Annotated in this window: 33 protein-coding genes and 1 pseudogene; 6 read left to right on the top strand and 28 right to left on the bottom strand. The window is 46.1% G+C overall.

Annotated features, from left to right (window positions below; translation table 11 throughout):
* Positions 1–116 precede the first annotated feature (116 nt).
* The 3 genes and pseudogenes from R7P72_RS17990 to R7P72_RS17980 form a co-directional block, all read left to right on the top strand.
* Positions 117–401: pseudogene (locus R7P72_RS17990) on the top strand (PAAR domain-containing protein); the annotation flags it as partial.
* On the top strand, positions 390–1,049 hold the full coding sequence (locus R7P72_RS17985) for a DNA/RNA non-specific endonuclease (protein ID WP_309303823.1): 660 nt from the start codon (positions 390–392) through the stop codon (positions 1,047–1,049). The pseudogene R7P72_RS17990 and the gene R7P72_RS17985, both read left to right, overlap by 12 nt.
* Positions 1,050–1,058: 9 nt before the next feature.
* Positions 1,059–1,535, top strand: a complete 477-nt coding sequence (locus R7P72_RS17980) for an immunity protein YezG family protein (protein WP_213986464.1) — start codon at positions 1,059–1,061, stop codon at positions 1,533–1,535.
* Positions 1,536–1,787: 252 nt separating this feature from the next.
* Here R7P72_RS17980 and R7P72_RS17975 read toward each other — a convergent pair whose 3' ends face one another.
* The 3 genes from R7P72_RS17975 to R7P72_RS17965 form a co-directional block, all read right to left on the bottom strand.
* On the bottom strand, positions 1,788–2,021 hold the full coding sequence (locus R7P72_RS17975; RefSeq protein ID WP_213986462.1) for a hypothetical protein: 234 nt from the start codon (positions 2,019–2,021) through the stop codon (positions 1,788–1,790).
* A gap of 136 nt (positions 2,022–2,157) precedes the next feature.
* A complete protein-coding gene (locus R7P72_RS17970; RefSeq protein WP_213986461.1) occupies positions 2,158–2,667 on the bottom strand; it encodes a GNAT family N-acetyltransferase in 510 nt (169 codons plus the stop codon).
* Positions 2,668–3,153: 486 nt separating this feature from the next.
* Positions 3,154–4,053, bottom strand: a complete 900-nt coding sequence (locus R7P72_RS17965; RefSeq protein WP_213986460.1) for an HNH endonuclease — start codon at positions 4,051–4,053, stop codon at positions 3,154–3,156.
* A gap of 470 nt (positions 4,054–4,523) precedes the next feature.
* Between R7P72_RS17965 and R7P72_RS17960 the strand changes: the two genes are divergently transcribed.
* A complete protein-coding gene (locus R7P72_RS17960; RefSeq protein ID WP_213986459.1) occupies positions 4,524–5,855 on the top strand; it encodes a Fic family protein in 1,332 nt (443 codons plus the stop codon).
* Between the two features lie 65 nt (positions 5,856–5,920).
* Here the strand turns inward: R7P72_RS17960 and R7P72_RS17955 are convergent, their stop codons facing one another.
* The 25 genes from R7P72_RS17955 to R7P72_RS17835 form a co-directional block, all read right to left on the bottom strand.
* Positions 5,921–6,418: a hypothetical protein gene (locus tag R7P72_RS17955; RefSeq protein ID WP_042522736.1), complete on the bottom strand. Its 498-nt coding sequence runs from the start codon at positions 6,416–6,418 to the stop codon at positions 5,921–5,923.
* Between the two features lie 13 nt (positions 6,419–6,431).
* Positions 6,432–7,040 carry a hypothetical protein gene (locus tag R7P72_RS17950; RefSeq protein ID WP_213986458.1) on the bottom strand — a complete coding sequence of 203 codons (609 nt, stop codon included), beginning with the start codon at positions 7,038–7,040 and terminating at the stop codon, positions 6,432–6,434.
* Between the two features lie 9 nt (positions 7,041–7,049).
* Entirely contained in the window at positions 7,050–7,718 is a 669-nt protein-coding gene (locus R7P72_RS17945) for a hypothetical protein (RefSeq protein ID WP_213986457.1), read from the bottom strand.
* A gap of 21 nt (positions 7,719–7,739) precedes the next feature.
* Entirely contained in the window at positions 7,740–9,314 is a 1,575-nt protein-coding gene (locus tag R7P72_RS17940; RefSeq protein ID WP_213986456.1) for a hypothetical protein, read from the bottom strand.
* On the bottom strand, positions 9,307–9,738 hold the full coding sequence (locus tag R7P72_RS17935) for a DNA-directed RNA polymerase subunit alpha C-terminal domain-containing protein (RefSeq protein ID WP_042522739.1): 432 nt from the start codon (positions 9,736–9,738) through the stop codon (positions 9,307–9,309). Before R7P72_RS17935 ends, R7P72_RS17940 begins: the two co-directional genes overlap by 8 nt.
* 46 nt (positions 9,739–9,784) lie before the next feature.
* The gene (locus R7P72_RS17930; protein WP_213986455.1) at positions 9,785–11,434 is read right to left on the bottom strand and encodes a hypothetical protein; all 1,650 of its coding nucleotides are present in this window, start codon (positions 11,432–11,434) and stop codon (positions 9,785–9,787) included.
* A 282-nt stretch (positions 11,435–11,716) separates the two neighbouring features.
* Positions 11,717–12,067, bottom strand: coding sequence for a hypothetical protein (locus R7P72_RS17925; RefSeq protein ID WP_213986454.1), 351 nt, complete (start codon positions 12,065–12,067; stop codon positions 11,717–11,719).
* Positions 12,067–12,618, bottom strand: coding sequence for an N-acetylmuramoyl-L-alanine amidase (locus tag R7P72_RS17920; RefSeq protein ID WP_213986453.1), 552 nt, complete (start codon positions 12,616–12,618; stop codon positions 12,067–12,069). The genes R7P72_RS17925 and R7P72_RS17920 overlap by 1 nt, the downstream gene beginning before the upstream one ends.
* Positions 12,619–12,874: 256 nt before the next feature.
* Positions 12,875–13,216 carry a hypothetical protein gene (locus R7P72_RS17915; RefSeq protein ID WP_213986452.1) on the bottom strand — a complete coding sequence of 114 codons (342 nt, stop codon included), beginning with the start codon at positions 13,214–13,216 and terminating at the stop codon, positions 12,875–12,877.
* A 49-nt stretch (positions 13,217–13,265) separates the two neighbouring features.
* Positions 13,266–14,030, bottom strand: a complete 765-nt coding sequence (locus R7P72_RS17910) for a hypothetical protein (protein WP_213986451.1) — start codon at positions 14,028–14,030, stop codon at positions 13,266–13,268.
* Between the two features lie 9 nt (positions 14,031–14,039).
* Positions 14,040–14,324: a PAAR domain-containing protein gene (locus R7P72_RS17905; protein ID WP_213986450.1), complete on the bottom strand. Its 285-nt coding sequence runs from the start codon at positions 14,322–14,324 to the stop codon at positions 14,040–14,042.
* A 6-nt stretch (positions 14,325–14,330) separates the two neighbouring features.
* Entirely contained in the window at positions 14,331–15,101 is a 771-nt protein-coding gene (locus tag R7P72_RS17900; protein WP_024703862.1) for a hypothetical protein, read from the bottom strand.
* The gene (locus tag R7P72_RS17895) at positions 15,098–16,075 is read right to left on the bottom strand and encodes a hypothetical protein (protein ID WP_213986449.1); all 978 of its coding nucleotides are present in this window, start codon (positions 16,073–16,075) and stop codon (positions 15,098–15,100) included. The genes R7P72_RS17900 and R7P72_RS17895 overlap by 4 nt, the downstream gene beginning before the upstream one ends.
* Entirely contained in the window at positions 16,068–16,829 is a 762-nt protein-coding gene (locus R7P72_RS17890) for a hypothetical protein (RefSeq protein ID WP_213986448.1), read from the bottom strand. Before R7P72_RS17890 ends, R7P72_RS17895 begins: the two co-directional genes overlap by 8 nt.
* A gap of 2 nt (positions 16,830–16,831) precedes the next feature.
* Positions 16,832–17,371, bottom strand: coding sequence for a hypothetical protein (locus R7P72_RS17885; protein WP_069497720.1), 540 nt, complete (start codon positions 17,369–17,371; stop codon positions 16,832–16,834).
* Positions 17,372–17,599: 228 nt separating this feature from the next.
* On the bottom strand, positions 17,600–17,917 hold the full coding sequence (locus tag R7P72_RS17880) for a CcdB family protein (protein ID WP_169629034.1): 318 nt from the start codon (positions 17,915–17,917) through the stop codon (positions 17,600–17,602).
* On the bottom strand, positions 17,917–18,162 hold the full coding sequence (locus tag R7P72_RS17875; protein ID WP_017420672.1) for a type II toxin-antitoxin system CcdA family antitoxin: 246 nt from the start codon (positions 18,160–18,162) through the stop codon (positions 17,917–17,919). The genes R7P72_RS17880 and R7P72_RS17875 overlap by 1 nt, the downstream gene beginning before the upstream one ends.
* Positions 18,163–18,305: 143 nt before the next feature.
* Positions 18,306–18,932, bottom strand: coding sequence for a hypothetical protein (locus R7P72_RS17870; protein ID WP_213986447.1), 627 nt, complete (start codon positions 18,930–18,932; stop codon positions 18,306–18,308).
* Positions 18,929–20,080, bottom strand: coding sequence for a phage tail protein (locus tag R7P72_RS17865; RefSeq protein ID WP_213986446.1), 1,152 nt, complete (start codon positions 20,078–20,080; stop codon positions 18,929–18,931). Before R7P72_RS17865 ends, R7P72_RS17870 begins: the two co-directional genes overlap by 4 nt.
* 3 nt (positions 20,081–20,083) lie before the next feature.
* On the bottom strand, positions 20,084–20,407 hold the full coding sequence (locus R7P72_RS17860; protein WP_074518809.1) for a hypothetical protein: 324 nt from the start codon (positions 20,405–20,407) through the stop codon (positions 20,084–20,086).
* Positions 20,400–21,032, bottom strand: a complete 633-nt coding sequence (locus R7P72_RS17855; RefSeq protein WP_213986445.1) for a hypothetical protein — start codon at positions 21,030–21,032, stop codon at positions 20,400–20,402. The genes R7P72_RS17860 and R7P72_RS17855 overlap by 8 nt, the downstream gene beginning before the upstream one ends.
* 97 nt (positions 21,033–21,129) lie before the next feature.
* On the bottom strand, positions 21,130–21,795 hold the full coding sequence (locus R7P72_RS17850; RefSeq protein ID WP_213986444.1) for a Ref family recombination enhancement nuclease: 666 nt from the start codon (positions 21,793–21,795) through the stop codon (positions 21,130–21,132).
* Positions 21,796–21,939: 144 nt separating this feature from the next.
* Positions 21,940–22,128, bottom strand: coding sequence for a hypothetical protein (locus R7P72_RS17845; RefSeq protein WP_213986443.1), 189 nt, complete (start codon positions 22,126–22,128; stop codon positions 21,940–21,942).
* Positions 22,125–22,658, bottom strand: coding sequence for a PadR family transcriptional regulator (locus R7P72_RS17840; protein ID WP_054866672.1), 534 nt, complete (start codon positions 22,656–22,658; stop codon positions 22,125–22,127). Before R7P72_RS17840 ends, R7P72_RS17845 begins: the two co-directional genes overlap by 4 nt.
* Positions 22,659–22,674: 16 nt before the next feature.
* Complete coding sequence (locus tag R7P72_RS17835; protein ID WP_048626724.1) at positions 22,675–23,133, bottom strand: hypothetical protein; 459 nt, start codon at positions 23,131–23,133, stop codon at positions 22,675–22,677.
* Between the two features lie 449 nt (positions 23,134–23,582).
* On the opposite strand from R7P72_RS17835, the gene R7P72_RS17830 reads away from it, so the two are divergent.
* Both R7P72_RS17830 and R7P72_RS17825 read left to right on the top strand, forming a co-directional pair.
* A complete protein-coding gene (locus R7P72_RS17830) occupies positions 23,583–24,011 on the top strand; it encodes a hypothetical protein (RefSeq protein WP_213986441.1) in 429 nt (142 codons plus the stop codon).
* Between the two features lie 2 nt (positions 24,012–24,013).
* Entirely contained in the window at positions 24,014–24,268 is a 255-nt protein-coding gene (locus R7P72_RS17825) for a hypothetical protein (protein ID WP_140203153.1), read from the top strand.
* Positions 24,269–24,684 lie beyond the last annotated feature (416 nt).

Here is a 24,684-nt window from a genome sequence, read left to right as displayed (position 1 = left end):
AATCACTCTTAAACAGTTTGTAAGGTGATGTGACTCCAAATATTACACCAGCCACAGAACATAGATGTCCTATCAGGAATAATATATGCAACCAAGTCTACAAGAAAGGAGTTATCATGGGGAAACCCGCCGCAACAATAACATCAATGCACATTTGCCCCAAAGTTACCGCTAAAGTTCCTCATGTGGGCGGCCCTGTAGTCGTTGGTTCACCCAATGTTAAAATTGGTGGGTTACCTGCGGCTCGAAAAGGGGACCGTCTTGTTTGTGTTGGTCCACCAGATTCCATAAGCCAAGGCTCTAGTTCGGTGTTTATCAATGGAAAGCCCGCAGCTCGTATGGGGGACGGAACAGCTCACGGCGGTAAAATAGTAATTGGAAACCCAACAGTGCTCATAGGAGATAGTGGCAGTCAAGCTTCTACGCCAAAACCTAAAAGTGCTACATGCTCTGCGACACAGACAAACTCACTAACTAATGATTCAGTTGAGAATATTCCCCGTGAGCAGAAACCAATTGTTAAGGTTAGTGCAGGACAAGCTTCTGGCATAAAAGGGAAACAGGGATCGTGGGCGAGTGAACTAGAACCTCCTGCACCGAATACCCTATATGAGGTAACCTCAACTCATGAAGGAAGCCCAGTAACGTACACCTACGAAACCGATGCACAAGGTAGAACAATACGAGTAACGGGGAAACTGCAAAAGTCTCCCATTAAAAATCAATCTATGCGTGATAAACTGCACCGTAATTCATCTACTCAATCAAAGTATGGAGGGGATGACCCAAACTATGATGGTGGTCACCTCATTGCTACTCTATTCCAAGGACCAGCTGAAAAAGTGAATCTGGTGCCTCAACTGAAGGAGCAGAATCGACATGGTGAGTGGCGGCAGATGGAAAGGGAATGGGCTGCAGACCTAGATGAGGGAAAAGGCGTAGAAGTGGATATTCGTATCAAATATAGTAAGGGTTCGACGCCTTCTAAGCTTATTGCTATGTGGACTGTAGATGGTGGTTCCACCAATCGTTTGGTATTTAAGAATTAAGGTAAATTTATGTTTTCAACAGCAGAAGAAATTTATAACCATATTGGAGGAGCTATCTTGGAGGTGGTTCCCGAACAGTGGTGTGTAGCTTGGGTTGATATTGCTATGAACCTTTCTACTAGAGCGGTGTATTTTCAAGATCGTTACTTGGTAGATGCTAACTCAGATGATGTGAAGGATCTCGACATCTATAGTTCTGACAACATTGAACTTGACGATGCCTTTAGTGACTTATTTGATTTAATGTCTAGTAAAGAGCAGAGCAAGGCTTGGAACAAAGCTCGCTTTATTGTTCATCCTGATGGTGATTTTGAAATTGAGTTTAAATGGGATGAGGATTGGGCATGGTTAAGTTCATTAAACCCAGATAAAGATATATATCCTGATGGCGATACAGTTAGAACTATCCGATCATGGGATGGTCTTGGTGAAAATGCGTACCGCCCTTGGTTTGATACGGATTCAGCCATGTTTAAAAAAGATTAACGAAAACTTATAATAAAACTCCATGACCAATTATGAAATGAAGTAAGTGGTTGTGGCTTTAATCTAAAAGAACTAGCTTATCACCTAATGTCCGATTAAGGGGTGAATAACGCAAGATCGAAACCATCGCATACCCACTTAATCAACAAGTTCAACGCGTAGTAAAAGTGCCACGCGTTGCACATCCGTCTTAAAGCGTTTGTTAGCATTCAGCACCAAGTCATACTATAAATTTTCTACGTTATTAGGCTGCTAACTTTCTACTGTCTTTTTGCCGCACTTTTCACAAACTAGGTGACGCTCAAACTCATCCATAGAAGCAACAAATGCTCCAAGAGCCCAGCCTTTAATCGCGCCTGCTATAAATTCCTTAAACTTCTGATTTTTGGCATCTTTAAAAGCACTCGGTTTTCTGACCAAGACAACTACGTGATGAGTATCCGTACCGCAATCTGAACAGTAACGAGCTTCTGTTTTATGAGACATTCTTTTTCTCCATGAATACTAACGCCCAATTAAGGGGTGAGTAACGCAACACCTATGTCACAGCAGACCACCTTAATCACTGAAATCAACGCATAGTAAAAATGCCACGCGTTACGAATCCCTCTTGAATTGTTTGTTATAAAGCGGGCTTTACGTTAAACGCCTTTTCTAACCACACGGAACTGATGTACTGCCCATGTTTCTTAGCATACTCATTGAAAACACCGACTTCTCTGAAATCAAACCGTTTATGTAATGCTACTGATGCGTCGTTTGGTAGTGCAACACCCGACAATACACGATGGACACCATAAGCACTAATGGATGAAAACAACTGAGTATACAGCTTAGAACCTAAACCTTTCCCTTTGGCCTCTTGTGCCAGATAAACGGTCACTTCTACAGTGTCGTCAAAAGCTGAAATTTCTCTGTACTTTTGGGAGCATGCAAAACCTAGCAACACGTTGTTTTCTACGGCCACATATAGTTGATATTTGGTAGTGCTAGAGAACTGAGAGAACCATTCCTGACGATTTTCCAGAGTAAATGGAAATTCCTCAAAGCGTGCATTGGTATGTTCAATATAAAAGTTAAAGATGTCGGTAATGCCAGCAACATCTTCAAATTTACCTGTTCGAATTTCCACGAAATGTCCTTTTTCTTCGAGCTTTATAACGCCTTGTTAAGTGGTGAATAACGCGACCACCCGGCCTAAGTCATTGTGCCATATGCACTTAATCTGAATCAAACCCAAAATGCTAAGCGTTGTGAATCAGTCTTAAACGCTTTGTTAGCGCTTTGACAAACGACGACAAACCGACCTATACACCTCAACCAAGAGCAAGGGAGCTGCTGTAATTAAGTTCGAGTTCATATACTCTTCTGAGACATATACAAAGTTTGACTTATATTGCTTAATTGCCTCTTTTGTTGAAGCTGAAAGGATAACATCATCTGAAACCTCAAATCCTTGACTGAGTGACGCTTCCTTCTCTTAGAGAAAGCCGTCAATACTCATATCCAAATAAGTGAACTCTTTACCATTTGTATTTGGTTTACAATCACCGCGACGAATCAAGTAGGGCTCTTTAATTAGAATACTTAAACTCCAAATGATCGAGATAGTGATAGTTTAGCGAGTCTGTGAGATCTTGAAGTTGAACTCGTTGTTATGCACTTCTAAATACTTTTCGAATCGATCACGATGCTGTCCACTGATCTCTTCAGAACAAAGTTCTTCACCACCTTGAATTCCCAAACCTTTTAACAGTGAAGTATCAAGGTTGGGTGACAACTGAGATATGTACTTCGAGCCCTTCTTTGTGAAGGTTAGCAGGTGCGCGTCAAAGAGTTTATCAATATGAGCACAGAGTAGAATACCATTTGCCCCATCAAGCCTCTGCTCATCACTTTCGCATTTAGACCAAGGCACTATATGAGATGCAATTAATATCTCGCGCACCGGTGTAAGGGTTAACGCACAGCTCTCACCATTACCCCAAACGTTGATGACGTTTTGTCTAAATTGCCCTTGTCCAACACGAGAAAGTACTAGGCTTTCGCGCTCAGTCTTATTTGTAGTAGTACCGAATATACCATCGATGTCTTGTGCTACGTTGGGTAAAGGCATTTTAGAGTGCTTTGCTTTATGGTTACCAACCGCATAGTAATCACCGCCAACAATATCTAGAGACATGTCAGAGACTTCTTCAATATACTCTTTTATCTTGGCGCTGCCTGTATCTGCGTAACCGTCGTTATCTTCATCCCATATTATTGGGAATGTTCTTAATGAATAACCTTCATTCTCTACTAGTTTTATATACTCAAGAGCTTCGCCAAATGCATTAACCCTACGCCCTTCGTTATTGAACTCCCAGGCCATTGAAAAAATCAACGCTCTGTTTCCGTTTGTATTGACATCCCACGCACCAAAATATACTTCCTTTTTTTCGTGATTCACAAAGGCCCAGCCATACCGAGCGTTGCGATTAGTTGCGCCGTAGGATTCCATAAATTTTTTTCGTGACATTATCTACCTTACTTAGTAGTTAGTTTTTATTTGTGTATATATAAATGTTTGATTAGGTTAATAGGCGCTAGTTCTTAACTTTTGACCAGCATTACTTTTTGCATATAAAAGTTAACAGAAAATCTATGCTCATACTTTGGTTCATCACTTGTTTCGGTGACAAGGCGTGGTTGCCGAGGTCAGCCACAACAGGTTTTGGGGCACTTATAAGTGTTACGAAGTGAATTTGAGAGTGACTTCCTGAAAAGCCAACTATTCGAAAGGTTTTGAACTTTACTGTCTACCGACAGTTGTTGATCACTGGCATAAAATATTGATCGATTGGGATGGAAGTTAAGGGGGTAACTGTATTATTGAAAGTATTCAGAAAAGCATTACACCCCTTGAAACTCCCAGATGGATAAGAGATTGACTCCCGCTGCCTGTGTGCAATACTAGATATATTAAACATTTTAAAAAAGTTTCACGGTATGAGCAAAAAGATAGCGGGAGTCAGCATCCCACCAGAATTACCAGCCGATTTCAGTAAAGTTGCCTCTCTAATCCGCAAACTAGATCCAATTAAATACGGATTTGATAGCAGCGGTAATTACTTGCATTGGAACGACTTTCAGTACCGTTCAAAAGAGTTTAAAGGCGATCAAAAGGGTTACGCTTGGCATGCCCTAAAAATTAGACGTGGCCTTAACGACATTTCGCTTGTTGATGAAAATGGCAATCCGTTCCAGCTTAGTGCCGCCAGTCTCGACGCTAAGCTATTCCGCATCGATAAACAGCTTAAACTAGAAGATTTGCCGCTATCTGCTCAAGACAAAAAGGCACACCTAGTGAAAAGCGTGATTATGGAAGAAGCCATTAGCAGCGCTCAATTGGAGGGAGCAGCCACAACGCGCAAGGTGGCCAAGGAAATGCTTGAAACAGAACGTGAGCCTAAAGATGACTCCGAACGGATGATTATCAATAACTGGCGTTTGATCATGATGGCCGATGAACTTAAGGATGTAGAGCTCACACCAGAATTGATTAGCGGGTTTAATGGCATCGCCACCGATGGAGTGTTAGAGAATGAGCACGTTGCTGGCCAATACAGAACGGATGCAGTCATGGTTAGAGACGTGGCCACTGGCGATATTATTCATGAAGCGCCAGAACATGAGCACGTTTTGAAGCTCATCGAGCGACTATGTGACTTCGCCAACACCGACCATACCACCAGCACCAACTTTATTAACCCAATCGTTAAGGCTTGTATTCTGCACTTCATGATTGGCTACATTCACCCATTCATGGACGGCAACGGGAGAACGGCTAGGGCGCTTTTCTACTGGTCCATCCTTAAGCATGGTTATGAGAACTTTAAGTACGTCTCGATCTCTGCGCCACTTAAGAGCGCGCCATCCAAGTACGTTAGAAGCTACGTTTACACCGAAACGGACGACAATGACTTAACGCACTTTGTGGACTACCAGCTAACGGTCATCATCAATGCGATTGAGCGCTTTAACGAGTACATCAAATCTAAGATTGAAGATACGAGAGAGGTGCGCGAGCTGCTAGGCGAGTCCAAGCTTAAGAGCGTGTTGAAACTGCCGCACATTGTGATTCTGGCCAAGGGATTAGAAACAGCCGGACGTGTCTTTTCTGTTAAGGAAATCCAGTCTGATTTTGACGTGTCTCATACCTCTGCGCGCAAGTATCTTGAGAAGCTGGTGGAGCTGAAATTGCTGTTCAAATCAAAGGATGGCAACGAGAATACCTACATTGCACCAGCCGACTTGAAAGATAGGCTAACCAAAGCTTAAGAGCATCAAAAAAGCCGCCAAACTGGCGGCCTTTTTGTAGGGAATAGAATAGGACTGGTTGGCGATTAGAAATCTACCCAGTTGTATTGCAGTGTGATAGCTGGCTTAACAAGTGCTGCTGAATCTTCTGTCGATAGGTCGATCACGTCTGAACGTACTTTTACGTGCTCCAAACGGAATCGATGCGAGGTTGCACCCTTACCCTTAGTTGATTCAGGCGTAGACTCGATAACGACAGTGACCATTTTCTTTTCACGAACGATCTCACGTAGCATTTCTAGCACTGTACCTGTGATCGTTTCTACGCACGTCACCGCGATTTCGCCTTTGTTCTCAAGCGCACCATTTTGGATGTAGCCCAAGCCCATTTGGCCAAAATCTTCTACGTCTGCACGACCCATTGCTGGAAACTGAGTAGAACGCACCAAAACGCTAAGATTAGGGTATTCTTCGATTTTCATCTCGAACTCTGTACCCATCATCTTTTCGCCAGCTTGGACGTTCTTAGTGAATTTCTGTTTTAAGAAATTCATATCGCCTTTTGCGTTAAATGCTCCGGCCATAATTACACCTATTCTATTGGAAGTGATTCGGAATCTGTGACTGATTAATCATTTGCTTAGGAGCGGCGGTAATAGTTACCGTGTTGTAAGCGAAATTCCCGTCTCGCGTCCTAGGTGCGTTAATGTCATAACTCACCTCGCTAATACGCATGGGTAGATTGAGCGCTTTGCCAATCTTGAATCGCGCATCACTTGGAACACGGCCACCAAGGCCATCGGAACTGACTGGAACAGTATTTTGCAGCTCGGGACTTATCATCTGAGCCAGGTATTTAATGGGATCATTAACCTCTGATTTGGCATTGGTGAACGCGACAAATTTCAGCGTTGCTGTGATTTCTGGCGGTTCGTTTCCTTGCCAAACTTGCTGACTGTTCCATAGTGTTTTACTCGTCTTATCCGACACGGTTTGCGCGACTGAGGACGTTTTATCTAGGGCATTGATGTTACCCACGGAATCGCCCTCAAACGGCGCTTCCCATATCGCTCTAAAGGCAAGCTGACACTCATTAGTCATGTAACCAATGACCGTAACCTCTTGACCGCCTATGACTTGTGTAATGGCGCATTTATTGTGGATAGACACGCCATCATCATTAGGTACGCCGACAATTACAGCCATTGCTTACCCTTACTTGTCCATACCGCGAGAATCGCGCATGCGGTTAGACTTTTTGCGAGCTGCTTTAGCCGCTGAGCTGTGAGCTTTCGCGCGCGCTTTCTTAAGTGCTGCTTTTTGTGCTGCACTCATACGGCGCTTACGGCGATTCGTTTTGATGTAAGTTACCTTGCCATCACGGATCACTTTCTTAAGCGCTTCAAGCATCATGGATTCACGAACGGCGAACTCTGCAATCGCTTCGTCTGAGTCCACGTTGTCTAGGCCACGCTCTAGGGATTCAAAGATGCGATCTGCTGCTTCTGGATCTTCCAGTGCTTCTAGCATGTCGCCCTCTTTTGGCTGGCCAACTTGAGCAATGAACTCGCTAGCCGCTTCTTGTAGCGATTCGTATAGTGCTGCTTGGCCATCGGTTAGCTCGGTATCGTCATCGCCACCAGCCATGCCAAATAGCATTGCGTCTAGGTTGTCGATTGAGCTGTCACCACCGTTAACCCACTGAACACAAGCCGCTGCTGCGTCTTGGCGAGCCATGATGTTTGATGCACGGTTGATTGACTCAAGAAGTTGGTCTTCTGTTACAGACTCAAAAAATGCAGTTTCAGTTTGTTCCTGCTCGGCCACTTGTGGCATCACAAATGGGCGAGCAAGAACAGAACCCTCAGAAAACATTGATTTCATTCTATTCTTGCTCTTTGTTGATTAACGGATTAGTACAGGTTCACCAAGGATTCGACGCGCTGAGCCAGTTGGACAGAACGACCAAGTGACTTTCCAGTAGTCGATTTCGACTTGCTTAACTTCCAACGTCCAAGCGTTCTCGCCGTCTTGTGCTGGATTACGAGGTGTCACTAGCGCACCAACGGCTTCATAGCCTTCAAGGATGCTGGCCATACCGTCAGTTAGACCCTCAAGCGTTGCACCGTCAGGTTGGTGTTTTAGGCGATTACCTAGTGCGTAGAAGTCGCGTGAGATAGCGTCAGCAATAGACACGACTTGCTCAAAACGTAGGTAATTTTCAGCCGCAGATGACGTTAGAGAGTCATCAATGAACAGGTTGCCGTTTTCGTCTGTGCCTAGTTTGTTTAGACGTGCCTTGTACATTTCTTGGTAGTTAGGCTCGCCAGCACCTTGGATTGGTTTTAGGCCAGTACGTTGGATAACAGCACGTTCAACACCTGCTGGTGTGTAGTGCCAACCGCCGACCGGAGAGGTCTTAGCAACGCCAAGCGCTTTAGCTGCAAAGCCGATACCCGAGCCGCCCCATACCGCCATGTTGCCGTAGAAACGACACTTAGCTTGGTAAGGGATATGCACGAATGAAGCGCGATGGTTGTTGAAGTTCAGACCTTTTTTGAACTCCAATGCCGCTTCGTGCGTTAGGCGAGGATCAACATCGAAGTAGCCAGAAATGCGTTTGTCTTTACAGATTTGCGCAAGGTCAGTGATTACCGCAGTGTCGTAGCAGCCCAAACCACAAACGTAGTTAAAGCTGTAAACGGTAGTGCGTAGTGCTTTCACTGCTTTCTGGTAATCGTCAGCCGTAATGTCGCTAATATTGCCGTTGGTCGCGCCAGTGAATTTGGTTTTCGCAATTGCAGTAACTTCGCGTTTCGCTACTTCTGCATCGATGCGACAAGTTAGGTACTGCGAACGTTCTTCAAGAACAGTCTCGATAAACGCAGCGCTACCCATTTGATCTACTGCTGTAGGCTCTAGGGATACAACCCATTCTTCTAGCACTACAGAGCCACCAGCCGCCTGTTCTTCCTCTAGGGTAAGAGTGAACATGCCAGCGCCGTAAGTCGCTTCGTCTGCTTTCGCAAGCGTGATAGAGCGGTTATCGGATTGCGCACCGTCTTTGATAGCGATCGCTAAAAATTCGCCATCTTCAAGTGACAGGTCAGCCGAGTAGTTGATCGCTTCGTTAGTGATTGTCACTTCGTCTGCTGGTTTGGTTAGCTTGATAGCTGGATAGGTTGCCGTTTTTGGTACGACACGAACCACAAGGCCATTACCGCCGCGCAAGGCTTCATCAAGAACGCGCATGCCGTCAGCCAATTTGCCAAGGCTTGAGTGGTAAGGCTTACCTAGCTTGTCTAGGAAGTTAGCCGCCGTTACCTGAATCACTTCGAACGGCTTACCTTTTTTAGACACAATCACACCGCCAAACACTAGCTGGTTAGAGCCAGTGCCTTGCTTAGTTGTCGAGTCAGCGTTAATTGGCGAAACCGCAACTTGTGAGACGTTATCCATTGAAAATTCAATCTTACTCATTATCTGTCTCTTTCAGCGTTAGATCCTGTGCTGCAAGCTGGTCTACAATTTCTTGCAAACCCGCTTGAGCAATACCTTTCACCGCAATCACGTTGTCTTTCGTCATTTCGGTTAGTTGCTCAACCGTTGTCACACCGTGGTTAATCAGTGCTTTTTCAACGCTTGCACTAAGCTCAAGCGCGGATAGCGCTGTGCCGTTATCGCTGGTGGCTGTGTCTGGTTGCTTTTGAACTTCTGGTAAAACCGTTGGCTCAAGGCGAACCGAAACGAGGCCGTTTGGATAGGCCGCTTCCACTTCGTGTTTGAAGCGGTTCACGTTGAAAACTGAGAGAGGGAAATCTTTGGCCAGTGGCGGCATAACGCGACCCTGTACCGTGATTTCCTTTGGTGTGTGGTTGGTGATTAAAACGATCGTTTCTTTCATCGAATCCCCCAAGAGCGGCAGCCCGTAAGACTGCCGCTTACTTGCCTTATGCCGCTGCTTCTACAGGAGCTTCATCGATAAGTTTCACGCGGTAGAAGTAGTCTTCTCCGTCGAATGGATGGATTTCGCCGTAGGCCAGTTCGTATAGCGTGTTAGACGCTACTAGACCTTTACCGATTGGATGCGTGTACATGGTTGCTGCGATTGCATCACCTGCTACGTAGCCCGCTTCTGAGTGAGAAGAACCGCGACCGTAACAAAGCATGTCGTTCGTACCGATCACTACCGGACACTCGAACACTTTCCACATGCCGAACAACTTGCCTGCGTAGTGGATAGCGTTTTTCTGTTGGTAGTTAGCCGGAGCTACGAAATATGGAGCACCTAGTGACTTAAGGATTGTTGACGCGCCAGTACCAGCAAAGATACCTGTCATGCCAGTTGTGCGAGTCGCTTGTAGGATCTTCGTAGAAACGTTTAGAAGAACTTCGTTTAGACGTTCACGATGTAGACGCCAATCTTCACCAGCCGATACGTAGATATTGAATGTTTCTTCGCGCGTACAAGCAAAGTCCATATCTACTAGGTGGCGAGTCGCTTTTTCCGATGCCAATGTGTTGCGCATGTGGCTCATCTGTAGAGATTTCAGATCTTGGCCAAACTCGCGTTGCATTGTGAACATCGCTTGAATAGTCGCGTCTGCTGCGATTGCGTTTTGACGTGGGCGCAGTATACGAGAGTCCATATCATGGTCGATCGTTGGGATAAGGTCAGGGCGTCTTTCAATGTCTACTTCGAACTCGATGTGCAGAACGGTCCCTGCTGGTAGGGCTGATGTTGGAGTCACGGTAACTTTGCCCTTTGCATGGTCTATCTGACAGTTAATAACCATACCGTTGTGAGTACCTGTCATTATTTGACTACCGTTGCTGTCTAGGTCGCGAGCCACACGTTTATGGTTAATAAATAGGGAAACAGATGTCTTAGTGAATGGGATCTCAAACTTGGTGTGTTTTAGGTCAGTCTTAGAGTCAAACACATGAGTTGTCTTAGTGCCGTCTGGTTGCTGTTCATCGACAAACTTGTAACGCTGACGCATAGACGAGTATTGGCCAACCGTTGCTTGGTCGATTTCAGTCCCCGCTGCGAAGTCACCAAAATTTGAGCCAGTGCGGCGGTAAACTTTGAAGATCTCAACTTCGTTCGCACCTGCTGGGATCATGGTTACAGCGTCAAGTGTTGCTGTCTCAAGGAGAACAGGAAGCACTAGGCCAACCATCTTCGCACGAATTTCAACACCCTCAGATGTTGATAGAGATTGACCGATAGACTCAAGCATCATTGCGCCTGTTGAGCCGTCACGCTTTGCGCCGTCTAGTGTCATCATGTTACGCATAGTTGCGTGAGCAGATGCCATTAGCTCATCGCTAGGTAGGTGGCCGTAAGTATTTTCGTATTCACGCACCGCAGACTGCATGCCTGATACGATGCTAATCGCTGTTTCTTGAGACACTGACTCGAACATAGGCTCATTCGCAATGGCTGACAAAATAGCCGCGCCACGAGAATTGTCGTCAGTTAGAAATATGCCTGTTTGTGAATCGAATTGGGATTCGATACACAGATTGCGCATTGCTTGTGCGCCTAAATGGATCGCCTCAATGCGCTTGTTGAAGTTAGAACGTTTATCTGCCATGTAAATAAACCTTAGTTATTTATTGGGTGCGTTCGGAATGATTAAGCCGCAGGAAAGCGGTAAAAATTCGCTCAATTTCGGATAGTAATTAAGATTTATTGCGAAAAAAATAGGGGTAAAGTTTCGTTTAAATTATTGTTATATAATGAATCTATTTCTTTTTGTGCGCTTTTGTGGGAATGGTAACGACAGGGGATTTCTATGTCGTTGATCGTGTGTTTTTGTTGAGAGAAAAGGGGATAGGAAAGGGCATCTAAAAAAAATTTAAAAAATTTTCAGTTGTTATAGGGTTCCTGCCAAAAAGCCGAACACGTTGCTTAGTAGCTCTTGTGTGTCAGTCTCTATGCTTGGAAGCTCAACCCCATAGAAAACGGCCAAAAAGTCACGAACAATGAGTTGATAAACGACCACCAGCGCGATGCTCCACATCATAGCGGCGCGTCCAGTACGCACCAATGTGTTAGAGCTGGCCGCTTCAAGCTCTGCCAGTTTGTAGGCAAACTCTTTGCGTTCTTCGTCACTGGTAAACACACGATCACCAAACTCGGTCAGTTCGTGGATAATGCCACCTACTTTCTCGCTGGTGGCGCTCTTAAATAGACTACTTGTAAACACTTTTGCTAGTCCCATCATTAGTTGCTCTCTTTAATGTGTTCTGCGAACGCTTCTGCCAGTGCTACGGCTAGCTTTTCGCGCAGTTCCAATCCCTTTTGTAACGACTCGTCGTTAGACAAAAAGAACGGCTCCAAAATCACGGCTGGCATTTTGGTTTTCATCAAGAAACGCCAACCGCGAGTATCAGTACCAGTGTTCGAGATAGGCTTAAGGCCACGATCACGCTGTCCGATAAGTCCAGCCACCGCTTTTTGTAGGCGCTGAGCAAGTGCTTGACTCTTGTCCGACTTATGCCAATGCAATGTCTCTGAGCCTTGAACGTCCTTATTGGCCACGCTGTTACAATGTAACTCGATGGCGTAGTTAGCGCCCGAACCGTTCACGTCATCGATCATGCGTGAGTAGGTATCTCGATACATGATCACTGGAAGAATGTCGCGCTTATGCAGTTCGGCAGCCAATAAGCTGGCTAGGGGATGGTTGTATGTGTATTCATTAATTCCGAATGATTTATTGTATGCGCCACCATCTTTGAAGCTATGACCAACAATAATACAGACTTTTTTCATTTTCGGATTTCCAAACTCAAGTTAACTAACATAGGGTTAGGGATTGACTCTGTTCGGAATAGGAAATATATTATTTAGGTCAGCTCGTTGTCCTAGTCGAGCTGCGGTCATTGACACTGGATGAGTGTTTTAACTTCATTCAACTTTACAAGCCTGTAATTTAGCTTCTGCACTTGCCGCGAACCATCTCACTGTCGCGGCTTTTTTTTGCCTGTCGCATAGAAAAAAACCAGCGCGAACGCTGGCTTTACTTGGATTATGGTCGGTTTTGAACTGGCTCTATCTTGTTTGATTTAAAGTAATCAATAATAGGGCTTACTCGATACGGCTCTACATGGAAGCTGGCCATTACCTGATCGTTGCGCATCAAGTAAAACTGATTTCCGTTGTATCGTACCGCATCAAATATCACGTTCATCCGGCATCCATCGTACATGTACTCGCCATCGACGCTAAGGCTTTTGCGTACCACAAAGGATAGGCGCGCTTTGGTGGATTTAAGCTCGTTTCGAGCTCTAAATAGGTTAATTGCCAGTACGATGATAAGCGACATTAATCCGCATAGTTCATATGCGTTTAAATAAACTGAATAACTCATTTTGTCTTTTTCTAGTGCGAATAGGAAAGGGATTAGCAACAAAAGCATTCTACAGTCTAAATACCTGTTCTGTCGCGTATTTGATGCTCGTTTTTTTCGTCTGGTTGCTACAAATGGTAAACGAAATCGCCTTAGTGAAGTAGTCCAGCGCTAAAGTACGTTCCTCTTTTGACGCAATGATCATTGCCTCAATCACTTTGCTTGAGCTGGCCACACCACCAGCAAGGGGAGCCATTACCTCATTTAGTGCATCGGCCTTGTTGGCCAGTTCTGGCGGCAAGACTGGCGGCGGTAAGGTTGCACCACCATCTGAGCCACTACCGCCCGTTAGTGGCGCTGGTGGCGTTAACGCACCATTGATTTGCGTCATTAGGGACACGGCTTCATCAACATGGCCAGAAAGACCGTCGATCACTGCCTCAAGCGCTTTCAGTTCTTCCTTGCTGGTAATTGGCAAGATACTCGGAGCGGGTACGTTGTCCTCTGTGCCATCTACCTTGTGTTTGACGTTCACACCAATAGACACTTGTTCGAGGTCGGTTGGGTCGGTGATCAACACTAGGTGCTCATTCCATTGCGTTAACGTGGCCACGGTCGCGCTCACTGAGTCATTTAAGCCCTTAAGCGTTGCGACTAGCTTTGATGCGCCTTGGTAGTCCTCAATATCCTCGCTCACGCAGCCTGATAGCTTCTCTGACAAGCTTTCACACTTCACCTTAAGGGATTTGCCTCGGGTAAGGTTCTCCGCTTCCTTGAGGCCGCCTAAGTCTAAAAACTGGCGAAACTGCTCGATTTGCTCTTGTGTGTCTAACATCAAATTGCCTCAATCAATCGTCATCAAGTCGTTACCGTTCACCAGCGTAGCGCCACACCCAAGGGCATCGCCTACCACGGCGACCGGAACGCCATTAACAGTAAGTTTTGAACTACCAGTAATAACGCCAACGTGCGGCGGGTTATCTGGTTTTACGTGCATGACGGATATATCACCCGTACCTAATACATTGATTCCATTCACGGTCAGTAGTGGCCGACCAGTAACAAAAACACCTAGACTAAAGCCACCATGACCACTATCTACACTCCCTACAATTCCTACGGCTGGCATAGTGCATTACCCTAATGTAAATGGAGCTGCGGCAGCTTTAACAGCGAACTGGCCACCAGCGTCGATATTGACGTTACCACTCGCTTTAATGGTCACTTCATTGCCCTCTAGGTTGGCTTTACCGGACGCTTTAACGGTCGCATTACCACCCGCCTCGATGTTTGCATCGCCTTTCACTTTGATAGTTAGTGCGCCACCGACTTGCTCCAATGTGTTCCCTGTTGAGCTGCGAAACGCATTGCCCTCGACGTGGATAACACATTGGCCATCTGGTGTGATTTCAATGGCCGTGCCGCTTTGGGTATGCGTTACTGAGTAGCCGCCTTGATGCGTGATGAGCTCGCGCAAACCAAATCGCACAAAGAGCGCATCTTTGCGGTCATAGGCTGGTGGCTCGGGTTCACCCTCGGCTCGTTTAGGCTGATAGGCTTCGCCGTTCACCTCGCTTGGTAGGTACGATTCGTAGTTAGGCGCGTAGTAAAGCGATCCGGTAATACGGGGATAACGGGTATCGCCATTGCGAGGAAAATCCACCCAAACCAGATCGCCTTTTTCCACTGGCACGACTTGGCCACAACTCGGTTTTGCACCTAATGGCAGTAGAAACTCGGCAAAGGGGAGATCTTTATCGGGGATAGCATCCCAATAGCCAAGCAAGCGAACGGATACCATGTACAAGCCTTTCGGATGGACAGGATTAACCACCTCGGCCTGATAGCTACCAAACAAGCGGTTAGTGACGTTGGTGCGTGTTCTGTTCTCTGACGAATCACTCATAGATTTCGCACTCCTAACTCGATACGACACTGATACCGGTTCCCACGTTGGCAATGGGCGACACGGTTCATGATTTGTTTCTCTGGCATGGATTCATCCAGCTCGGTAGCGGGTAGCCGTTTATGGAATAGCACTGAGCACACCGAAAGAGGCATAAAGGCGGTATTTCCGGTGAGCTCCACATCCAAAATAGGGATGATGGCCATGTGTTGATTATTCAGCGCCTTGGCTTGTGGAACGCTAACCATAACCATAGCGCCCGAACGTTTACCGCCTTGGAAGCCCTCGACGGTATCCCAAGAGGCATAGTTACGGTTAAGAACGCGCTCAAACAGGGCTTCCTCTCCGATAATGGAGTAGTTCGCAATGCTGTGCTCTGCTTCCTCTGGATTCGACTGTTCCAGCTTGAATTGCTCGCTCATATCCATGTTCTTGAGCGACTTAAAGTGCATAACACCACGGCAGATAAACGCCGCTGAGCCGTAATCTCTGGCCATTGTTCGAATTAGGCGAGACTTAGTGCCACCAGCGTTTAAATGGTACGTAGCGCCACGTTCAAAGCTGTCACATTCGATTTTTAGGTCGGGTAATAGCTCGGCCAGAATGTCTCTAGGCTGCATTTCGACAAAGAATCGAGGCGTTGTGACTGGCTCTTTAAGTAGGTGCGCATCCTTTTGGAACGCTTGAACCGTTAGCATGCCGTCAGCGCTGGTGGACTTGGCCACAATGAATTTTTCAATCCAAACCTGATCGCCTCGCTCGTTCACATCGGCCATCGTGACCTCGATCTCTGAACCGCGCTTAATCCCGTAGTCATCCCGATAAACGGCAGCCTGATCCATGATTTCCATTACCAGCTTATTGCCGTCCATCGAAGCGCACTCAATGTAGGTAAACGAGTGAACGTCCTCGATGGTGATGTCATTTCCGTTGGTGACAACTTTTTGGGCGAGAAAGTATTCTTTGTTACTCAATGACTCGACCTCCCACACCAATCGCGCCCTGACGGACAGTGATCGACTCGGCCTCATAAACCTCTGCAATCACTTCAAAAGAGATTGAGGAAGCAAACAGGCGAGTATTTTCATGGTCTACTTCGGCGGGTTCGGTCATCGCATCTTTACGGTCACGTATCTCGATGCTGATTTCCATTTCAGCACCAGCAAGCATGGTTTTCGCTCTGAATACATGCTTACGCTTGCCCTTGGTATGACGTAGCCAAACCATTAAACCTAGCGCTAGGCGGCTAAGGGTAGACTGGTTCCAAGCTAGGGCATTAATGCGGTAGGTAAGCGCGACAAAGGACTTATTAATCACGGCATAAGGTTGGCCTTGTTCATTGGCCAGTTCGCCATAGTCAGCAATATCGACGTACTCCCCGCCATCAACAAACCCAATCACCGGATCGCGCGTGATGTAGCAAACAGGTAAAAGCTCATTACGGTTTGCTTTCACCTTGTCGCCCAATTTTGCCGTTAACTTAGATAGGAATGACACTGGATCGTTAAAGTTGCCGTAGTAAATCTTTCTCGACTTATCACGGCCAACAAAGCGAGAAAACTCACTGTTCTCTCGCCGTTTAGTGTCAGTCACAACTAAGGAATCAAGCACGTTCTGGAAAAAGGCAGCCACCGCACGATCAATGTCGGTTAGCTCTGTGTGTTCCACCTTGCCATCGAATGTCACTACATCGCATGGGATTTCAAAGAACGCATCGTCCAGTTGCATGATTAGTCCTCCAAATCGTCCAGCTCGTAATACTTACGGCCTTTCACGATAGTGATGCACTTATCGCTTCGGTGTAAGGTCACATCGAACTTGTGGAAGTTACTCGTTAGGATAGGGAGGTAAGCCGATACTGGCTCATTGCGTTGGTAGCCGTCTCGCGTTTTGCGGCCTTTACCGGATCGGTTGCCCTCATAGATTTGAATGACCGCGCAATCAAAATCAATCTTGGCCATGTCTGCGATCGCTGCATCGAGATCTTTGCACACGTTAAGTACGTTCGCGCATAACATGACGCAAAAACGGCGTTTTGAGCTGTCAATTTCGGCAATATTGTTCACTACGCCTTTCGCTTTCGAGTTCGGGTCATAGTGAGTGACCGTCATGATCTGCTTGTGGTAGTTAGTGAGGTATTCTTCTGTTAGGTCGGGAAACTTACCGCAACCAAAGTTAAGAATGTTGTTCGCGTATGACCAGTTAGGTGCAAGTCTGCTAAGGCGCTTGGCACTGGCTGGCACTTGCTTTCGGCTAGTCTGTAATGTCATGCCCACTCCAAAATTGGAGCGGCGCTTTAAGGATGGGGTTGACTAGGGCTGATTTGAGCGCAAATTATACACCTCGACGCGATTAACCCTAAATAATCAAAATGGCGCATATAAATGTAATGCGCATCAAATACATCTTGTGAACTCTCAAGCCAATTGCGTTGCGTTTGATGTTTAAGGTGCATGCGGCGGCATTCGGTAATGCGTTGCTCACACCTTAACAGGACGTTATATGCCAGTAATCAGAAAGTCGATGGCAGAGATGATCTCGTCTCTAAAAGTGCTTAGATCGTTTACAGGCTCTCTTAGAATTTTGGTTGGTACACTTGCCATTTGATGAGTCAGAATTACGAAGTCACCTTCATCAATATGGATTACCGGACATAGATGACTGGGCGCTTTTTTCTCTAACAACTCAGTAGGCGTTAGCGGAATAACTAATCGAGTGTTCAATGTATCAAGCAGTTCACTTTGAACGTCAACAAAGTATGGATATGCGGTTGAAGTGCTCTTATCGTTGTTTTTGTATAGCAAAAATTGCGGCATTAGAATACTCGGTAAGAATCAGAAAATAGTCCGTGGTTTTCAGTTAGCTCGTTGCAAGCATTAATGGCATCAGCATTTTGCTCTAACCATTCAGCTTTCAGGCGTTGACTCACTTCTTTCTCAAGTGCCTTTTCCATTGTTGCTGAAAGATTAATATTTAAGCGCTTAGCCTCAGCAAGTAACTCACTATTTAAGCTTAAGTTTGTAGCTTTCTTGGGTGCTTGCGTACTATATGCGTTTCTCATAACAGTAACCTATGCGTATTGTGTGTGCGCATAAATTATAGGCACAGTACAAGCATATAACAAGGTGCTTAAGATGGGGTCAAGCCTACTCCAAAATTGGAGCGGCGCTTTAAGGATGGGTTGGAATAGGGCTGATATTAACGTTAAAGCTCGATCACTTCACCGTCTTGTAAGTTTTCTTCCGGTTCTGGTAAGAAATCTTCCTCCTGCTCTGGCTTCGGTTCTGGCTCAATCGAACTATCCGGTAATTCCGGTAAGTTCGCTGGTGGCTGGTTAAAATCACGCATTGGTATGCAGATATAAATCACGCCCACGTTCGCCGTGCCATAGCCAACGGCCTTGTGTACGTACCACCACACGGTTCGTAATCCCTCGGCGGTTTCTTCATCCCATTCCAGTACACTACCGATAGGCACATGGTGCGAAGCAATACGCAGCATTAGCGGCTCTAAGGACTCGCCAAGGTTTTCGTCGCCATCATCCATCATGAAAAAGTTCTCTTGCTCATCTGGACAATCCAACACGGCCACCAGCTCGGGATCGCTATAAGTAAGCGTGTCTTGGTTGGTTTCTAGCTCTAATACTGACTCGCTTTGGTAGTTATCATCCGTTGGTGCCGATTCTGGCTCAACAGGGCGATACAGGGACGCTTCAAAGTGATCAGGTGATAGTTTGATAGCCTTAATCCAATCCTCCCTTAAAACGCGATTAAAGGGCTCATGGCCTTGGTATCGAACCTTTCTTACTACAGGTTTAACTACGTCACTCACTTGATGATTCTCTCTAATCTGCTTGGTGTTACGTTCATCAATTTTGCGAAGTCGGCTAGCGCTTCACCCTTAGTCTTTCCTTGCAGCTTGTAGCCGTCATGGAAGTTCTGGAAGCCGACCTTAATCATATCGATATAACCTTTCTTCTCGTTGGACTCCTTACGCAGTTTGCGCGCTTGGCGCTTGATGGTTTCGCTTTCCCGTTTCTGTTTGGCGATCTGTTTTTCCATTGCTTTCTGAGCGCGTAGGTATTTCGCGTGTTCTCGCGTAGCGGCGGCCTTATCCACCACCGTTTTACGGTTACGTGCGGCAGCTTTCTTCTCGCGTTCGTTGAGCAAGTACGTTTTGTTATCTGAGCCAAAACCAACACGGCGCGCTTGCTGCTTCATTTGGTTGGCCAAGATGCGTTGCCATGCCAGCGATTGCAGCATGGTTGTTGCTTTCAAAACGTGTTTACATGCCACACCGGACAATTCAGGGTTTCGGATTTTCGGGAACGCAAACTCTTTAGGCGGCGCTATGCAGTAGTTACCCATAGTGGCCAAGTATCGATACCAATACTGGTGACGGCCACAGTCGCAATCAAAGGAAATACGGCCAGCACACGCCAGTTGCACCGCTTGGTTGTAATCTCCATTAGGCGGTTCGTGTAGTAGTTCATCCCACTGCTCAAAACGCACCTTTACTCGGTGTTCCTCATGTTTCGATACGCTTGAGGCTCGGACACGAATAAGCGCGATATTGTTCTTAATACCGATTAACGTGGCCTTGTGAATGCCTGTACCGTCATCGACACGGTTGTTTGCACGGTCTACGTCGATTTGACGCGAGTTCTTCACCAAAAAGGCATAGGTGATACCCGCTGTCTTGCTGTCATAGACCTCTTTGTGTCGCTGGCGAGCCTTGTCGAACTTGATCAGGTCTTCTTTGGTAAACCGTTGCCCTTTAGCCTTTTCGCCTAGCGCCTTTAACGCCTTGTTGGTTGGTTTGGTCAGCGTTGAGGCGGTCAGCGTTCGCTTGGCATTGCGGCGGTTTTTCTTTTGCGCCTGTTCAATCTTGTTGAATAGCTGGTTGAACTGCTTTTCATTGAGGCCAAGGCTGGCAAATGAGCCGTTATCCCGTTTTTCCGCTTCAAACTTCTTCGGCATAGGTTACAGCCCCATTTCGTCCATGAATTGACGCATAGAGCGGCGCACCCACGCTGCTGGTGGTAGTTTGATAGTTTGGCCAACGGGTAGCGGATTCATTGGATCGTCTACGTCACAAACCAGACTCACTAGCCAATCAAGCTCAACCGTGCCATAGGCGCGATAAGAGGCCAGATCGGCACGGTAGGTTTCATCAAGTCGAATGGTGTACTCAAACAGCTCGGTATTGCCCGAACGGTTGACGTATTCCATGACGATGGCAAAGAAATGTGCCCGTAGAATATCGTCCTCGATGTTCTCTGCTGAGAGGCGGGATAACTTACTCATTATTACCTCCCATACGATACTTACCGTCTGCGATTAGCCCCGTTTTAGCCTTAAACAGTCCAAACGCGCGCGAGGCCATTTCTGGCTCTTTCTTGGGCTTGCGTAACATGCCAAACAAGCTCTTAAGCGTTACCGTGTCGCTAAGGCTGTCTTGTGTGGCCGCATAGACCACAAACATAAGCGCGTAGGTATCAGGGCGCAGTTCTGACCAGTCGATGTTGTACATTGGCTTGCCATCCGTTCCCCGTACTTCTTCCACGATGGACGGCGACACTTCATAGCGGCCACCAGCATTAGGCGGGTAGGTGATAGAATTTAGGGATGAGAGATAGTTATAGGCTTCCATTGCCGACACAATGATCGGTCTGCCTTTTGCGTCCGGCTCGGATAAGCGAACGGCGCGCCCATACTTCGCAAAATAGGGCGTAACCTCGTCCACCAGCACAATAAAACCGCCTTTTTTGAGCTTTTCTAGCTTCTTAGGCAAGGTAAGTTTGAGGCTCATTAGAGAGCGCTCTAATTGCTGGCATTCGATGATATGGAGTTGGCCATCATCCACACCAGCAAGCATAATCCGTGGCTGGCCGGATGATAGAGTAAGTACAGCTATGCGCTTTCGTGCCATGTTGTGACCTCTAAGCGCGCTTTTTAAGATGGGGAATCTTGGTCAGTTTAACACCATTAACCAAGCTTTTTAGCCTCGTTAATGGTGTTTATATTAATTAATGTTCGGAATGCTTGGGATAAATATTTTCCAGTAGTTCAAGTGACAATCCCGCCAGCTTATAGACCTTAAACAACAGTTCTATCTCTGTACCGTTGTAGATCTTCCATTGCGCTTTACCGCCGTATTTCCCTTTCGCATGGAGCGGTATCATATCTGGATATTGCTCGCGCTTTTCTGCTTCCAGTAGTGTGTCGTGGTGATAACAACACAAGGGTAATACATACGCATGCGCCCGTTCTCCAACACGGCCAAACACATGATGTAAGGAAATCACCGGATTCTCTCGGCCATGCAGCCAACACGCGATACATGGTAAGCGGCCAATGGCATCCATAATGCGCCTTTCCTCTGCCGTTGGCGTTCGGCCTTTCAATCCCTTACTGGCGATCTTTTTGGTTGGTTTCTTCACTACAGGCTTTGCTTTTTGGCGCTCGATGCGCTGTTGCTGTTTGTCACGCTGCTTTTTCTGATATTCGGGATCATTTAAGCGCTCGATTTGGCGCTGGCGCTGACGCTCTTGTTGTTGTAATTGCTTTTTGAAGCGCTTCTCCCGTTCCTCGGGGTCATTCATCTTGGCGATTTGCTTTGCGCGCGCCCGTTCCATTGATTGTTTTTGCTTCTCTCGTCGTCTTTGAAGTTTCTCTGCTATTGTCAAAGCCATTAAAAACACCTACTATTTGTTTGCTCTTGTTTCACATTTGCTGGTGGAACATGAAAAGGCTGGTAACTCGAATTTGCTGATTCGAACTGTTTGCTAAGGCCAGCCGCAAAAAAACCGCGTTTATTCGCGGTTTTTTTGTACCTATCAAAAGTAACTCTCAATCAAAACCCGATGGTATGGCTTGCCGTCATCGTTACGCATCAGTTGCCCCAAACTGACGATCTTCATGAGCTTGCCCTCGTAGTCCCAAGGCTGATTTCGAGTTAAACACTCTTTGGCTCGTTTAAGCGCTGGCGAGCCAACTAAAAGATAAACGGCTTTGCGAGGTTTCACGCAGCATTCTCCGTAGCAATGTTTGAGGAAGTGATCATAGACAGTGAACGTTCGGCAAACTTAAGCTCTGCTTTGCGCATATCAATGTCGCGCTCTACATGCAGTGTGAAGTTGTCACAGAACACGCCTTTCTCTTTCTGGTGCGCGTTCAGCTTCTCTTTAAGTTGAGTGATTTCTTGATTGAGTTTTTCAATGTACGACTTGAAGTAAGTCTCGCTGCCGATTTCCAGCATCACCGATGCAGGACTACGAATGATAGACAGGTCATCGCATGTAGATTCGTTGCGTAAAAGGTTAAGAACACGCTCGCCATCTTGAGTTAAGCTGTAATTCTTGCGGTCTGGTTTACCGTCTTGCGCTTCAATTTCGTGTGACACTAAACCCTTTTCGGTCATGCGACCGAGTTCGCGGTAAACTTGCTGGTGGCTAGCTTGCCATGCGCCAGATTCAGGCATTGTTCGGTTTGTTAGGTCATAGCCTGTTTGTGTTCTCTGTTCAAGAATTGCTAGAAGTAGATTACCCAAAGTCATAGTTAGTTACCTTTTGTTATTGATGCCAAATTTCACCCGTATCCTCGTCAATAAATCCATGACATAGATACTCTCTACTTGTTGAGTAATGCGTAAGTCTTCCCTTTAACGCCTTTTTGTTGCGGTTGTGCCAGTGCTCGTATCCGGCAGTAAACGCATATTGGTTGTTGTTGTAGTCTGCATAATGCAGATCTGAGCCGTTGCGAGCCTCACTCACTCCCGCCGACCAGCTTGCTAGAAAATCGTCACGCTCATTGAGTTTGATAGCTTGTCGCTCATCATCATGCACCCCAAGTAACGTGATAATTCCTAGCCCTTGCATGCGGTCAATGACGGTCGTATCGAAATAGCCGATGTAGATTTCATCGTGCGGGATAAACTCTACTTGTAGTGGCATTTCGTAGACCGTTCCATCTAGCGGTAGAGCTTCCATAAGCTCTATGAGTAGGCTCAACTGGTTTTTTGGAATTGCCATTGGCCAGTGCCTTGTCTAGTTGTTTAACCACATCTGCACACATGGAAAAGCGAGGCATTTCATTTCGTATCGCTTTTTCGTCTGCGCCCTCAATAAAGGCTTTCGCCTCATCTGCACTCCCTAACACCCAACTCACACACACGTTTGCTACCGCGCCAGCGTTGCGGCTAATGGCCATCGATACTGTTGCTCCGTGGTTAGACAGGGCAATAGTGCCTTTGCTGGTATTGAACGTTTTTATGGTCATTTTCTACAAATGATTAAGTGTGTTCGGAATGAGGGGCGAGACTACCATATCAAAATTAAGATATGCAATAGCTAATTTACCCCTTAACATCAAAAAAATATATATTGATATAAAGCTGCGTGTTCGGAATAAAAAGTTGTTGCCATAATCCAAAGATGGGATTGGATTACGCCACAAGCAAACAGTTGGAGCCGTTTAAGAAATGAATCTAATTCACGGGTTTTGCAGCACTAATCCACTAATTAACCCTGATATGGTGCTAATACAGAGAGGTACATACGCCCACCAGCTAAAACGACTTTTCACTGACAGCAAACTACGTGTCGGTCATCTTTATGAGATGAAAACGACAGCAAGTAGCAGTGTTAAGTTTTGGGATTCACTCTCTGCTTATTTTGATGAGATTACTTACAAAGCAAAAGAAAGCTACACGGAGATTGATTCTCAATATCAATTTTTAACCTATCTAGCTGATGCGGTTTACTTGATTGAAAAAAAGGGCATTGATTGGGATGTCTCCATCCAGTCATTGATTTTGGACGATGACCAAACGCAAGAAACCCACGATCAACAGCTACGCAATATTAGCCACCTTCTGAAGATGACAAAGATGTACGCAGAACAGTTTTAACGATGCTGACGATCTACCCATTGGACGAATTTATTAAGGCAAATTTCCGAAGCAATTCGGAGTTTGCCAGGATACATGGCGTTGTTACTGACCAGCTCAAAGAGTGGCAAGAATGCTGCAAATTGGCTCGGGATATTCGTGACGTTCGCCACCTAGTGAACGTTAACGACATTGACCCTATGAAGATGACCCAAGCGCTATGTGATGAAGTGTTGGCGGTGATTGCCAAGCTACCACGAAAAGCAAACGGCTATTAACTTTCCATTGGCTGCCAGTTAGCTGGTGGCCATCCCTATCCTGATTTACGGCCACTTTAGATGAACGCCAACGGATAGATGCAGTTATAAACTCTGGTGTATTATGCACACCCTAACTACCCAAAAGATATACAGAAATGACGCCCTACAAAACTAAACTTGCTTCGCTTTTACTGTTAGTGCCAGCTTTGGCAATGGCTAAGACTGACGTTATCGATATACCCGCAGAACAGAACCGCTCATCGTCTTACAGCTGGAAGATAGATGAGGATACGACATTGACTATATCTCGATACTGCGCCCCTGAATGGGATAAGCTCCGTATTTTCGCATCTTACAGGCTTTGTTGCTTAATTCGATGAGAAGACATGGTAGCCCCATGTTGTTCAGTTCTTAAACAACATACTGAGTTTCAG

The organism is Vibrio sp. Vb0888 (assembly GCF_033338835.1).
GTDB classification, from domain to species: domain Bacteria; phylum Pseudomonadota; class Gammaproteobacteria; order Enterobacterales; family Vibrionaceae; genus Vibrio; species Vibrio alginolyticus.
This window is presented reverse-complemented; position numbering and strand designations above follow the sequence as displayed.